Origin of the sequence: Parabacteroides distasonis ATCC 8503 (genome assembly GCF_000012845.1) — a bacterium.
In the GTDB taxonomy this organism is placed as follows: Bacteria; Bacteroidota; Bacteroidia; order Bacteroidales; family Tannerellaceae; genus Parabacteroides; species Parabacteroides distasonis.
Genome location: NC_009615.1, coordinates 1,233,901 through 1,247,327 on the forward strand (window position 1 = coordinate 1,233,901; position 13,427 = coordinate 1,247,327).

General features: G+C 46.1%; 8 protein-coding genes and 1 riboswitch. Of the genes, 1 reads left to right on the plus strand and 7 read right to left on the minus strand.

The features are described 5' to 3' along the window. Nucleotides 1-65: 65 nt before the first annotated feature. The 7 genes from cbiD to BDI_RS05365 form a co-directional block, all read right to left on the minus strand. The gene (cbiD, locus tag BDI_RS05335; protein ID WP_009017437.1) at nucleotides 66-1,937 is read right to left on the minus strand and encodes a cobalt-precorrin-5B (C(1))-methyltransferase CbiD; all 1,872 of its coding nucleotides are present in this window, start codon (nucleotides 1,935-1,937) and stop codon (nucleotides 66-68) included. Beyond that, the gene (gene cobM / locus BDI_RS05340) at nucleotides 1,937-3,718 is read right to left on the minus strand and encodes a precorrin-4 C(11)-methyltransferase (protein ID WP_011966304.1); all 1,782 of its coding nucleotides are present in this window, start codon (nucleotides 3,716-3,718) and stop codon (nucleotides 1,937-1,939) included. The genes cbiD and cobM overlap by 1 nt, the downstream gene beginning before the upstream one ends. Beyond that, nucleotides 3,715-4,914, minus strand: coding sequence for a bifunctional cobalt-precorrin-7 (C(5))-methyltransferase/cobalt-precorrin-6B (C(15))-methyltransferase (locus BDI_RS05345; RefSeq protein ID WP_011966305.1), 1,200 nt, complete (start codon nucleotides 4,912-4,914; stop codon nucleotides 3,715-3,717). The genes cobM and BDI_RS05345 overlap by 4 nt, the downstream gene beginning before the upstream one ends. Continuing rightward, nucleotides 4,911-6,323 (minus strand): precorrin-3B C(17)-methyltransferase, encoded by a 1,413-nt coding sequence (cobJ, locus tag BDI_RS05350; protein ID WP_005862324.1) that lies wholly within the window; start codon nucleotides 6,321-6,323, stop codon nucleotides 4,911-4,913. The genes BDI_RS05345 and cobJ overlap by 4 nt, the downstream gene beginning before the upstream one ends. Before the next feature lie 56 nt (nucleotides 6,324-6,379). After that, nucleotides 6,380-7,843, minus strand: coding sequence for a PepSY domain-containing protein (locus BDI_RS05355; protein ID WP_011966306.1), 1,464 nt, complete (start codon nucleotides 7,841-7,843; stop codon nucleotides 6,380-6,382). Nucleotides 7,844-7,861: 18 nt separating this feature from the next. Beyond that, a complete protein-coding gene (locus tag BDI_RS05360) occupies nucleotides 7,862-10,243 on the minus strand; it encodes a TonB-dependent receptor (protein WP_011966307.1) in 2,382 nt (793 codons plus the stop codon). Between the two features lie 147 nt (nucleotides 10,244-10,390). After that, the gene (locus tag BDI_RS05365) at nucleotides 10,391-11,308 is read right to left on the minus strand and encodes a sirohydrochlorin cobaltochelatase (RefSeq protein WP_005856993.1); all 918 of its coding nucleotides are present in this window, start codon (nucleotides 11,306-11,308) and stop codon (nucleotides 10,391-10,393) included. Nucleotides 11,309-11,436: 128 nt separating this feature from the next. Then, a riboswitch (cobalamin riboswitch) is annotated at nucleotides 11,437-11,634 on the minus strand. 85 nt (nucleotides 11,635-11,719) lie between these two features. Between BDI_RS05365 and aspT the strand changes: the two genes are divergently transcribed. Next, nucleotides 11,720-13,417: an aspartate-alanine antiporter gene (aspT, locus tag BDI_RS05370; protein WP_008779873.1), complete on the plus strand. Its 1,698-nt coding sequence runs from the start codon at nucleotides 11,720-11,722 to the stop codon at nucleotides 13,415-13,417. Nucleotides 13,418-13,427 lie beyond the last annotated feature (10 nt).

Below are 13,427 nucleotides of genomic sequence, written 5' to 3' on the forward strand. Positions count from 1 at the left end.
TAAAAAGAAATGCTATTACAGTCTGGGGGGTGTAGAGACGTAGCGTGCGTGCTGCGTCTCTAAAGCTAAGATTGGTATAAGACCTTGCCCTCTTCGGATATTAACAGCAAGGTTAGTTCGCCGTCGGGAAGGATAGGAGCGCAATACGATTTACATTTTTGTAAAAGTAATGGGAAGAAACGATTTTGATCTTTTTCCGTAAGAAGCTCCCATAATTCACGGGCCAACGTAATCCGATTGATTGCATCTACGGTCGCCTCCTCGCATTTCGCTTCTTTCGCTACATCTTGAAGGAAGCCTTTGTTCATGACGACTTTTTTGCTGTGTGTATCCAGGAAACCTTCCGCAAGTTTCACCGCCTTGCCGATCATGATGCCTAAGATAACCTGCTTGAAACCTAAATCGGCAGCGATCTTTAGCGTCTCTCCGATAAAATTCCCGTAATGGACGAATGATTGTGGAGGCAAAGAAGCGTATAAGCTCCGAAGGTAGCGTTCACTCTTCGCCCCGGAATTAATAACCAACGTCTCGCAACCTATCGCTTTGGCGACACTGGCTTCTTTCCGTATCGAGGCGATAAAAGCGTCCGATGAGAAAGGACGCACGATTCCGGATGTCCCGATAATAGAGATTCCCCCGATAATTCCAAGTTTCGGATTGAAGGTACGTTTCGCCAACTCCTCGCCACCGGGAACCGAGACCGTGACAATAGCGACGGAATCGGGTGAGGGCAGGAGTGGAATCAGCTCTTGCCGGATCATCTTACGGGGCGTGGCGTTTATAGCCGGGCCACCGACTTTCAAGCCGAGTCCCGGAAGGGTCACGGTTCCGACTCCTTCACCTGCTTGGAAGATGACTCTTCCCGTATCGTCGCTTTCTGTTTCTTGACAATGTTCTTCTTGTGCCATTACCGTGGCACAACCGGATGCATCGGGAGATAATTGAACAGTAACCCGGATCCGGCTATGATTCGTCACGTCCGGATCATCCCCAGACTCCTTGATCACGGTACAGGTGGCGGAGGAACACCCGGCCCATTCGGTATAGGCTACCGGCAACGTTATCTGTTCTCCCGAGGGTAATGTTATCTGGCTTTCTGTTTGTTCCTTCCGTGATAATAAGGCCAATAAAGCAGCTTTTGCGGCGGCGGTAGCACAAGCTCCGGTCGTATATCCGCTTTTCAAGGGAAAGAATTCTGGTAATAGGCGTTCAATTTGTTTACGCAATCCGTCTTCACCATACACTCGGTAGAAAGTTTCCGGTAATGCGGGACGCTTCACGACAAATACTGGTATTCCGAATTGGCGGGCAGCGTTCACTTTATCCGTAAAATAGCCGGAGAAACCACTTTCCTTTGTCAAGATCGCATCCGGATGGAGTTGCTCCAACAACTTTAACTCATCCTCACCTTCTCGATAGAAAACCAGACGTTCTTGGGGGAAGCCCTGCTTTTCGGCCAACGACAAAGATTCCTCCCGCTCCAATATACGGAACCAAGTGGTATGCGATCGCCAATAAGGGCGGAGCGGGGCAAGGGTGTTCACGCCACTGAGGGCAAGTAGCCGTTGGATACCTTTGTTTTCCATTTGGTGAATTGCGTCTGCATAACTATCGCACCAAATCAAGTCCTCATCACGAGGTGGATACCGACGTTCGTAACGGATCACCGGAATCTGTAAACATTTCGATACTTTTTCGATCGTTTGGTGTAACACTTGAGCGAAAGGGTGTGCCGCATCAATCAATAGCTTAATCGCGTGGTCACGACAAAAACACTCCATTTCCTCCGCATTCATGGCTCCGGTCAAACGGATTCCATGCGCACATTCAATGGATTGCAAAGTTCCTTTCGTAGAATAGTAATAGGTAGCGGCTGCCTCGTCCGCTACCCGCACAGCCACACGACCTTCTGTCGTTCCTCCAAGGATCAGTATCATTACTTACGGAAAAGATGTTTGAATTCATCCGCATATAAGCGGGATAGACCCTTGCGATTATCGATGGCATCCCCGACGACAAGTAATGTTGTCAGTGTAAGATGATTCTCTTTTACGATTTTCGCGAGATCTTTCAGTTGCCCACGGTAGATCCGCTCGTCTTTCCATGTCAATTTATAGCAAGCGGCTACCGGAGTGGTTGGAGCGTAATGTCGCGATAATTCCTCTTGGACCTTCTCTACGACACCGGCGCTTAAGAAAATACACATCGTACTTTGGCTTTGAGCCAGTTTGTGCAGTTGCTCTTTCTCAGGCATGGGCGTACGTCCTTCGCCACGAGTGAGGATGATCGTTTGTACTTTCTCCGGAATCGTGAACTGAGAATAAAGAGCGGCGGCGGCGGCTTGGAAAGAGGAGATACCCGGAGTGATATGATAATCCATCCCGTATTGATCAAAGTAATTCATTTGCTCTTGAATAGCTCCATAGATGCAAGGATCGCCCGTGTGCAAACGAACGACAAACAATCCTTTATCATAAAACTCTTTCATCAACGCGAACTGTTCTTCCAGATTCATATCCGCCGAGCTTCGCACCGTAGCGCCTGCCTTCGCGCATAAGGTAAGTTCTTTCGGGACGAGGCTTCCTGCATACAGGATCAAATCCGCTTTCTCCAACATTTGCCGTCCGCGGATAGAGATCAAGTCCGGATCGCCGGGACCGGCTCCTACGATCTCGATATGTCCCTTGCGGCAGGCCGCCCGATCTAACGCTACGGCAAAGGTATATTCATTTCCTTTCCCTAAATCCGCTTTTTGCTTCTCGACCAAAAGCGGACCGCCATGAGCCGCATAAATGGCGGAAGCTTCCGATACACTTGGGGATTCGGTTACCTCCAGTACCTTCTCCGAGGGATTGGGTACCGGGATATCTTTCAGCTCCTCCGATGTATAGGTGTGGAAAGGGCATTCCATAACTCCATAAGCCAATAATGTCAGCACCGGTTCGCATTTCTTCAAATCGATTGTATTTACATCCGCCAAAGCTTCCGGATATAGGCGTTTATCACGCAATACATCTTTAATATGTTCGTAAACGACCGTAGGATCGCCTTGCATATCCTTGCGGCAACCCATTCCTAGGTGGAGGACTTTCGGTATATAGGTGATCGTAGGGATGGATGTATCGTATTGTTGGGGACTGACGATCATCAATAACTCATAGTCTTGCTGCGGTATCGCCTCGAAGGAATAAAAGATAGAGACATGAGACGGGACCGTACGCTCCAAATAATCCGTTCCTTTATCTCGTATATCAAGGAGTAGCGCTGTCGGTTTTCCATTGACAAAAGTGGAGATGGCGGCATTGCTATCTTTGGCGATCAAGGTCCAATCGTATTTCTTCCCTAATGTATCGAGCGCCCATAGGTTTGCGTTGTCGCTTTGTGTCGTAATAATCGCTTCGGCTCCTAATAGGTTCGCTAACTCTTTGGAAAGATCGTTCGCTCCACCGATATGTCCGGATAAGACAGGAATCACGTATTTGCCGGTACTATCTATACAAACCACGGCCGGATCGGTATGTTTATCTTCCGCGAAGGGAGCGATACTGCGTACGCAAATTCCCATCGCTCCTATAAATACCAAACTACTGGATTCGTGAAAAACCTCTTTTGAGAAAGAGCCGAATGGTAAGATCTTCGCCTCAGGATAAGAAGCAAGAATTCGCTCAGCAAGCACCCGGCTGCTATCGGATATTGGAATAATTGATATTGTACTCATAATTTATAAATAACATTCACGGTAATCGTATTAAAATCATCAATCGTGATACGGGTTTGGGCGGATATCCGAAGACCGGTTTGGCGGACCGCTTCCTCTAAAAGCGCTTTGCTTTCGTCGGATACGGAGTTGAAGACGATGACACCGTTCTCTTTCATCTTTTTGGAAACTACCATAAGGATCTCCACTAATTTCCCGCCATGTCCGCCGATAAAGATTGCATCCGGAGCCTCCAACGCTGATAAATCCACCGATAAGAAATCTCCGATTATAGCCTCGATACCCGGAGTCCCAAAACGACGGCAATTCTCAGTCATTAACTTTCGTCCCTCTTCCCGGATCTCAAAACTCGTGATATGCAAATGCGGGAACAGCAATTTAGCCTCTATCGAGACAGAACCCGTGCAAAAGCCGATATCCCAAAAACGTTCCCGGTTTCTCAGATCCAGCATGCTTAAAGATAACAAACGGATCGGCATTTTGGTTATCATCTTCTCCCGTCCGTTCAAATGCTCGAACGCGGAATCCGGCAGGCCGAATTTACGGGAATGCCCGTCACGCTCTTTCTTTAGGATCAAGCAATTCGGATGAACGAAATTATTCATTGCCGCGGCTTGTATACTGAATTGGCGGATGCTCTGCCGTTCGGTATTTCCTAACCGTTCTCCCACGAACATGGTATAATTATCATAGCCGTATTCCAGCATCCGGCGAGCGATAGTCGTAGGCGTATGTTCCCGATCCGTGAGCACGCCTATCTTAGACGCACTTTCGATCAAGGCACGATCGAACTCGTGCCAAGGCCGTCCGGTAAGGGAGACGATCCGCATATCGTGGTAAGGCATCAATAGATTTTGTGCCAAGAGTTGCAAGGAATTAAATGACGGGTACAGGCGGATTTGCGCATCCGGCAATCGGTTTTGAATCGTAACGGCGAATCCGAAAAACAAAGGATCTCCGGAAGCGAATACAACGATGCTTTCCCGACCGTCGTACGAACGATAGCGATCGAAGACCTCGTCCAACGGGACTTTTATATCGATCCAGTCCGCTTTCTCGGGCAAGAGCGAACGTACAATCTCATGATGCCGCACGCCTCCGGAGAACACCCGGTGGGACGAGATTATCTCCAATATCTCCGGCGGAAAGTATTGCCGCATATTATCATCCAGCCCTATGACATAAAATCGGTTCATACATCTCTTCCCGGCTTTAATTGTTCTGCGTCATTAAAACAAAGGATGGCATTCACTAGCGTAGCCGCTAAATTACTACCTCCTTTACGACCTTCCACGATTAGTTTCGGTATACCGATAAAAGGTTTCACCATATGTTTGGATTCCTGCACATGTACAAAACCTACCGGAGCCGCGATAATGCCAGCTGGAGTGGCTTTACCTTTACGTATTAAATCGCATAATTCCATAAGGGCGGTCGGGGCGTTCCCGAAGACAAACAGAGCGGTCGGATGCTCTTCCACGGCCCGACGAATACCGGCTTGGGTACGGGTAATTCCTTTGCTCGAAGCCATCTCAGCGACCCGCTCGTCTTGAAGATAACATTTCACTTCGACACCCAGACGTTGCAGAGCTCCCTTACGAATGCCGGAAGCAGCCATCGTGACATCGGTGATGATCGTAGGAACTTCCCCGCCGCTGATCTTATTATATAATGTAGAGACAGCATCCGGGTCGGCATAAAGGATATTTTCCATATCGAAATCGGCCGTCGTATGAATGGCATGGAGTAACGCCCATTTCTTATCCAACGGGATCTCTTGGTTTTTCAATTCCTTCTCGATCGTACGGAAACTACGGATCATGATGTCCTGTCCGATACCCGTATCCATTTTCTTTTGTTTGATCTCGCCATAATATCCCCGGGGAGTGATCATATGATTCCCGGAAAGATATGTTTGTGAGTTTCCGATCAAGACTACCGTAAACATATCGATCTGCTCGGGGTCCAGATCTGCGAGCGTAGTGACGAATACTTCTTGCTCCTCCCGTCCGGCCTGACGTACATAACCGACCGGAGTCTCCGGCTTGCGTTCTTGCAGGAACAATTCTTTTAAGCGATAGAGTTGCCAATAACGTCCCTCGCTTTTTGGATTATAGATCGCCGTAACAAAATCGGCCATGGCCGCCGCGTGAATCCGTTTCTCGATCAGTTCCCAAGGAGTCATCAAGTCTGAGAGGGAAATCACACAGAAATCATGTCCGATAGGAGCGCCAAGCAAGGACGCAGCTTTCTGGAAAGCGCTGATGCCCGGATACGACTCGATCTCGATCTCGCTTCCGGATTCTTTCTTCATCTCATAAATCAGAGGAGTCATGCCATAAATACCGGCGTCACCGGAACTGATCACGCAAACCGTCTTTCCCTCGTTGGCATAAGCGAAAGCTTGCTCGGCACGAGCTTGCTCACGTTTCATACCTGTATCTATACATTCCGTTCCCTCACGAAGCAAGTGGGTGATAAAACGGAAATAATATTTATATCCTATGATGACATCCGAGCTTTGGATAGCGGCCAAAACCGCAGGCGTTATATCGGCCTCGCTACCGGGGCCGATTCCGGCGACTATAATCTTGCCTTTATTCATTCAAATCTATTTTATAATACAATGTTCTCAATAAATATAATACAAATATACAGGCTTTACTTCTTTCTTCTCGCTTTTCGCCTGATATATTTTATCGCAAGCCATACACCGGATAAGGAAACGAACGTGCCTCCCAACATGGTTCCCCACATCACGATATTCCATAAGACCGGATGATCTACCAAGAATTTCAGATTCAAGCTATGCAATGCCGGATACATCCAATGGTTCCAACGAGACGGCGTATTTACATAACGGTATTGTCCATTACGGGGATTAATGTAATAACAACTATTGTCCACGTCTTGAATGGATACTTTCCAGACCGGGAGTTCTAAATTCCTTTTTCGTGAGATATAATATGTATCATACGTATCCAACAGCTTGATATCAGCCGTGGTCCCGATACCATGTATCTGAGACAATACGGAACGGATTTCTTCCGGTCGCAGGTTCAATAAAGATATCCTGTCGCTCTTATTCGCGTTCACGACAATATCCTTCGTGTCTGTTTGTACGATGTAAAAGGGTATATCACCAAAACTACTCCATTCCAATTGACGGATCTGGCCGGGATAGGCTTGTACGACCGCCCTGTAATCCAACGGATAATCGAGTGGGGAAGGAGCCATCTTCCGCAGTTCTTGAACCGGGTTTGTATCGAGCTTGGCTTTCAACCCCCAATCCTGTACACGAGCCAAAGACATCATACCACTAAAGCAGAAGGTGAGGACGAATAAACCGAATAACACCCCAAGAATATGATGCCATTTATACCAGAACTTCTTATAAGGGGAAATCAAATGACGTCTCCTCGCTAACCGGAAATCCCGTATTCCTAAATAGATCCCAGCGATACACATAACGCATCCAATGCCGGATAACCAGACAACTACCTTTATCCATAATTCAGCGTCTTGCCGCAAGGAAGTGAAATAAACCCAATGAGGGATCGCCCCGAGCCAAGCCCAGAAACGACTGTTTTTATCCGTATATTGCAAAACCTCCCCGGATTTAGAGGATATGTATAATTCATGTCGTTCCGGATCGGCGAAATGGAATTTATAGATCGGAAATTCCTCTTTTAAACGACCGAATGGAATCCATTGGTCCAAGGTGTACAAGGAATCTACCTTCGCTATGGAAGAGGTATTCCATTGTGATGCCACACGTTGGATACGATTCCAGTCGATTACGGGTAATCTTTCCGTCGAGTCGGCAGGAATATCATAGCTCCCTTTCTCCGTCCGGATATGAAAAACAGTTTGTCCCAAATAGCTGTTTAAGGTAACATGGCTTATCCGCTCGTTCTGCGGTAAACGTTTCTCTATCTGGTCTAACGAAGGAAGATTCTCCAGAGAGAGAATATCCATCTTCGCCCGTTTATCGGCCCGGTCCGCTCGCGGGAACGTATGGTAGATCATTACCAATCCCGATAGGAACCAAACGAGAAACAGGATACTGAACGCCGTGCCCAGTATCCTGTGTATAAATAGCGTGATCTTTGTCAATAGATTCATGAGCGTATGTTCTATATATTATAATGTATAGGAGATAGCCACTTGGAAATTACGAGGCATGCTTGGCACCATCTGTTGTCCGAGCGCTTGGTTATAATAATTGTTGTCAAACAAGTTATTCAAGTTGAATGTAAGGTGAATATTGTTGTTCAACAAATAAGACATACCGAAATCGGTTACCCAATACGGATCGAACCAAGAGTTGTTTGACGTATTACGGTATACTTTACCGGTATAACTGCTACTCAAGTGAAATTCCAGATTCTTCAAGACACCCCGAGGGATGGTATAACTGCCGTATGCGTAGAAAGTCTGGTTCGGTACGTTGCTCTGCCAGTTTCCTTCTTGGCTATTCAATTGTTGCTTTGTCTCATCCGGGTTATTGCCATAGATAGCCTCGATCAATTCCGGATCCTTTATTTCTTTCATCTCCCGGATCTTGGAGTCGTTCAATCCATAACCGATCGTCAGCGCTAAGGTGCTTACCGGAGAAAGAGTGACATCAAAATCAAAACCCTTGGAATCTTGTACACCCACCTGTCCGATTACGCTCATCGTGGTAGTCTCGCCGTTTACCTCCACTTGATAGTTGTTGGTCAACGTAGCCGTACTGTTCATCTTCCGGATATAGAACAAGCTGGCATTGGCGCTTAATATATTGTTCAATTGATATTTAAGCCCCACCTCGGCTTGGTATCCTTTCTCCGGCTTAAATACTTCCTCATTGCGAGCAGGCTCGAAACGATTTCCATCACCTCCTACATAAATGACGTTATCTTGATAGAACGTACGGATCGGCTTGAAGAAAGAGGCGAAAGACGCATAAATGGATGTATTCGGATGGGGCAGATAGACCGCTCCGAAACGATAAGTCAACGCCTTATTCTTTATCATATTGAAGCTTGAATGCTCCTCATACTCACGTCGTCCGGTAGGAGTTGTAGCGCTGGCGGACATATAACGGAAAAAGTCGTAACGTAGAGCGGCTAATACCTTCCATTGCTCGTTGAACTCAACCATATCTTGAAGATAAAGGCTGTTGGAATAATGATGCGTAACCGTCGCTTTCGAGAATTTACTGGTCATATATCCCATGCTATGCGGATCATAAACGGATACATGCGAATAAAGGCCGGGACCCTGAACATCATCCCCTAAATTATAGCCCGAATAGCTGGTACGATTCAAGGCGACGAAAGAGTAACCTCCCATATACGTATGCTTTATCTCACCCGTCCTGAATTTACCGCTTAGCTCGAGCGTATTGGCTACCGTCTTGGCTATATGGGAGAAGCGAAGCGGGAAAGAAAGATATACACTGTCCAAACAGATATATTTTTTCTGGCCGTTTTTCATATAATAATGATCATAGATCGGATCATCACTTTCGAGATAGTCGAGGGCTTCCGTCCCAAAATAGTTGATATCGTCGTTATTGTAAGAAAGGCGATCTGTTAGTTTTGCGCCGTTCCAAAAAGTATGTGTATACTGCGTCGATATGTTCCAAGCATGATTCTTCATAAAGTCGGACTCGTTATTGTAGCGAGCCTCACGGTCAAGTCCCGGTAGCATATCATTTTTATGGAGATATAACTGTCCTGTTTGCACATTATATACATCATTTGCCATTAAATCGGGAAGACCGATCTCCGTCCCATAGAAGTCGCGGTTAAAACCTCCACGAACATCTAATATGTCACGTTCCGTCATTTTAGCTTGCAATGCCAGATAACCGGAAAAGCGACGGTTGCCATTATCACGCCAGCCCTCTTGATCGGAAAAGTTGACATTGGCGTAATAATTGACCGGACCGACCAATTTACCGCCCATGCCAAGCGTCGCCTCTTTATTCTCGTAACTACCATAGGCCAATCGGGCGTTAACGCTCTGTTTCTCTGACGGGGATTTACGAACGATATTCAAGGTTCCACCTACGGCTGAATGTCCGTAAAGTACAGAAGCCGGTCCCTTTAATAATTCAATAGACTCGATACAGGATAGATCGGGTACGGGATAAGAGTTGTTTATTGCCGAACGTTCATCGCGGATACCGTCTATCATCATGATAGAATGATCGAAACCACGGATCGACAATTGTTGAAATGCGCCATAAGATGTCTGGAATCGTACGCCCGGCATAAAGCGTACCGCATCTTGGATATTACGGATACCTCGCAACTCCAAACTACTCGCCGTAATGCTATTAATTGAAATAGGAAGATATTTCATAGGTACGTCCAACTTCGTGATTTGTGGACGTGGCTTGCGTGCGGCGGTCGCTACGACTTCTTGAATATTGAATGTCGTATCGGCGAAATTCGTGTACTCATTCTTGTGTTGTGCCTGCATCGTACTGATACATAAGGCCGTCAACGGTAAGATTGTCAAAACTCTTTTCATATATTTAGCATTATAACTGTTTATTGTATGCATGTGAAATCCCTTTCGAAAGAAATTCCATTTTCCTTCGAATGAAAATTTAGTTTCTTTCGGAAGGAATTACTTTTTCTTCCGAAAGGAATAAAAAACATTGTGTAGTGAACTTTTTTAGTCCTTCTCTACCGCATAAGCTTTCTTCTTATCAACGATATCGATCATCTTATGTTTAGCCATGAAACGGGCATGTTCGATGAAGATCTTCTGGATATCCGGATTCTGTCCCAGACCTTCCATAAATACGCTTACCTCGTAGCCTTTCTTTTCCAATTCCTCTTTCCAATCACCGGCGATATCGTTTTTCGCATGGTCTCCGGCAACAAACATAAATGGCATCAACAAGACTTTCTTCGTTCCATTGGCCTTTACTTGGGCTACCATCGTATCAAAAGTAGGATAGCCCTCGATGGTTCCTACGGAATAATCCTTGAATCCCTTCTCCTTCAACATATAATCCAACATAGCATATTGGGCCGTCGCCGGTGTATAAGTGCCATGGCCTACCAATAAAGTAGCGCCTTCTTTCGCCCCATTTTTTATGATAGCGGCGATTACCGCCTCATAATCCTCCGGTGTATACAATAAAGGATTACCGATACGAATCTCCTTGAAAGAAGATTTCATGGTGGCAACATCCTTACGTAAGGATTCCATCTCGATACCTTCGATTATATTCGTGGATTGGATCAAGACATGTGTATAACCATCAGTCTTTAATTTTTCCAAGGCCTCGATCGGGTTCAGTTTCTCTACGCCACGAGCTTTTAAGCGGCGCATTACAATGCGAGAAGTCCATGCCTCACGCAACTCAACATCTTTGAAAGCTTCTTTCGCTTTTTGATTGATCGCGTCGATTGTCAAGGCACGGGTATCATCATGGGTTGTTCCAAAATGTACCATCAATAAAGCGGCCTTATCGCCCGGTTGTAAAGAGGCGAATAAATCGGATGCTACAAAATTCTCGCCATCGTGCGCACGACAAACTAGGCTGATGACCAGCAGGAAGAAAGATAGTAAGTGTTTCCTCATCATATGAATATATTAATAATTAGATTACATATCAATCCCACGGAGACAACGTATTATTCCGTCTCCAACATCTTTTAGATATAGGTGATATTTCTATCCTCTTAATTACTCCTGACCCCGGGAGGAATTAATCATTACTTCGCTTGGCAGGTTTCCTGACTGGCTCGGAAAGCAACCTTCCCATCTTTCTTAAGACAGTGGCATAGCAGAACGCTTTCCTTTTCAAGAGCTTCACAGTAGCGGGCACTGTTCCGGATTCTAACCGGATTCCCTTTTATAGAATTGTCGGTAGACAAACTCTATCACCTAAGCGGTCGCAAATTTATATAAATAATCCCGAAAAGTAACAACATCTTTCAAAGAATCCCTGTTTCAATAGCATCTTTTTTGTTTAACATCAAATAAATAGATATGGAATGGATAACTAATTTACTTCAACATTATCCGGAGCTAGCTATTTTCATAACCTTAGCTCTCGGTTTCTGGATTGGCAAGTTTAAGATAAAGAAGTTCACGCTGGGAACGGTTACCAGCGTATTATTGGTCGGTGTATTGATCGGGCAATTAAAAATCGATATAAGCGGACCGTTAAAGTCCGTCTTTTTCTTGATGTTCCTCTTCGCTGTAGGATATAGTGTTGGGCCACAGTTCTTCCGGGGATTGAAAAAGGAAGGTCTTCCTCAAATGCTTTTCGCCGCCGTCATGTGTGTGTTTTGCTTGATCGCTCCTTTTTTACTGGCGAAACTTATGGGATATAACGCAGGCGAGGCCGCAGGATTATTGGCGGGCTCCCAGACGATGTCGGCAGTATTAGGAGTTGCCGAAGATACGATCGGACAGATGAATATTAGCGATACGGATAAAAGCGCTATGGTCAACGTGATGCCCGTGGCCTATGCGGTAACTTATATTTTCGGTACGGCAGGATCCGCATGGTTGGTGAGTGATATCGGGCCACGTCTTTTAGGAGGACTCGACTACGTGAAAAAAGCCTGTAAAGAGCTAGAGGCTAAAATGGGAAATAACGACGAGAGCGAGCAACCGGGCTTTATGCCTGCCGCCCGTCCGGTAACTTTCCGGGCCTATAAGATTAGTAATGAATGGTTCAAGGAGGGTAAAAGCGTAAAGCAGTTGGAGGAATATCTGGACCAATTAGGACGGCATTTGTTCGTGGAGCGTGTCCGTATTAATAATGTACTAACCGATGTTAAACCGGATTTGGTTTTACATACCGGAAATGAGGTTGTCCTAAGCGGTCGCCGGGAATTCGTGATCGGAGAGGAGAACTGGATTGGCGACGAGGTCAATGACATTGAATTGCTCGATTTTCCGGCAGAGACGTTACCCGTACTAGTGATCCATAAGGAATACGTGGGGAAAAAGATCTGCTATTTACGCAATCAATCGTTCATGCACGGTGTTAGCGTCAAGTCCATAAGGCGTGCGGGTATCAATATCCCGGTCTTGGCCGCTACGGTGATAGATTCCGGTGATATGTTGGAATTGGTGGGTATGAAATCAGAGGTAAATAAAGCGGCTACGACTTTAGGATATCCCGATCGCCCAACCAATCAGACCGATTTGATTTTCGTGGGTATCGGTATTTTCTTAGGGGGAATTTTAGGTTCGCTTGCGATTCATTTCGGAGGTGTCCCGATCAGCCTGAGTACGAGTGGCGGCGCTTTGATAGCCGGACTCGTCTTTGGATGGCTTCGTTCCAAGCATCCGACCTTCGGGCGTATTCCAGAGCCTTCCGTCTGGATATTAAATAATTTGGGACTGAATATGTTTATCGCCGTAGTCGGTATCACTGCGGGTCCCAGTTTCGTGACCGGATTGAAGGAAGTCGGTATAAGTTTATTTATTATCGGTGCTTTAGCGACATCTATCCCGCTTATCATCGGTATTCTGATGGGACGTTACGTTTTTAAGTTCCACCCGGCTATCACTTTAGGTTGCACGGCAGGTTCACGTACGACAACCGCCGCATTAGGAGCGGTGGAAGATGCCGTAGGAAGTGAGACTCCAGCCTTAGGCTATACCGTTACCTATGCGGTGGGTAATACTTTATTAATCATCTGGGGTGTCGTTATTGTGCTAATCATGTAATATATATAAT

Bases quoted from the DNA above. Each gene is read 5' to 3' on its own strand.
- cbiD (WP_009017437.1), bottom strand. From the start codon at position 1,937: ATGATACTGATCCTTGGAGGAACGACAGAAGGTCGTGTGGCTGTGCGG.
- cobM (WP_011966304.1), bottom strand. From the start codon at position 3,718: ATGAGTACAATATCAATTATTCCAATATCCGATAGCAGCCGGGTGCTT.
- BDI_RS05360 (WP_011966307.1), bottom strand. From the start codon at position 10,243: ATGAAAAGAGTTTTGACAATCTTACCGTTGACGGCCTTATGTATCAGT.
- cobJ (WP_005862324.1), bottom strand. From the start codon at position 6,323: ATGAATAAAGGCAAGATTATAGTCGCCGGAATCGGCCCCGGTAGCGAG.
- BDI_RS05365 (WP_005856993.1), bottom strand. From the start codon at position 11,308: ATGAGGAAACACTTACTATCTTTCTTCCTGCTGGTCATCAGCCTAGTT.
- aspT (WP_008779873.1), top strand. From the start codon at position 11,720: ATGGAATGGATAACTAATTTACTTCAACATTATCCGGAGCTAGCTATT.
- BDI_RS05345 (WP_011966305.1), bottom strand. From the start codon at position 4,914: ATGAACCGATTTTATGTCATAGGGCTGGATGATAATATGCGGCAATAC.
- BDI_RS05355 (WP_011966306.1), bottom strand. From the start codon at position 7,843: ATGAATCTATTGACAAAGATCACGCTATTTATACACAGGATACTGGGC.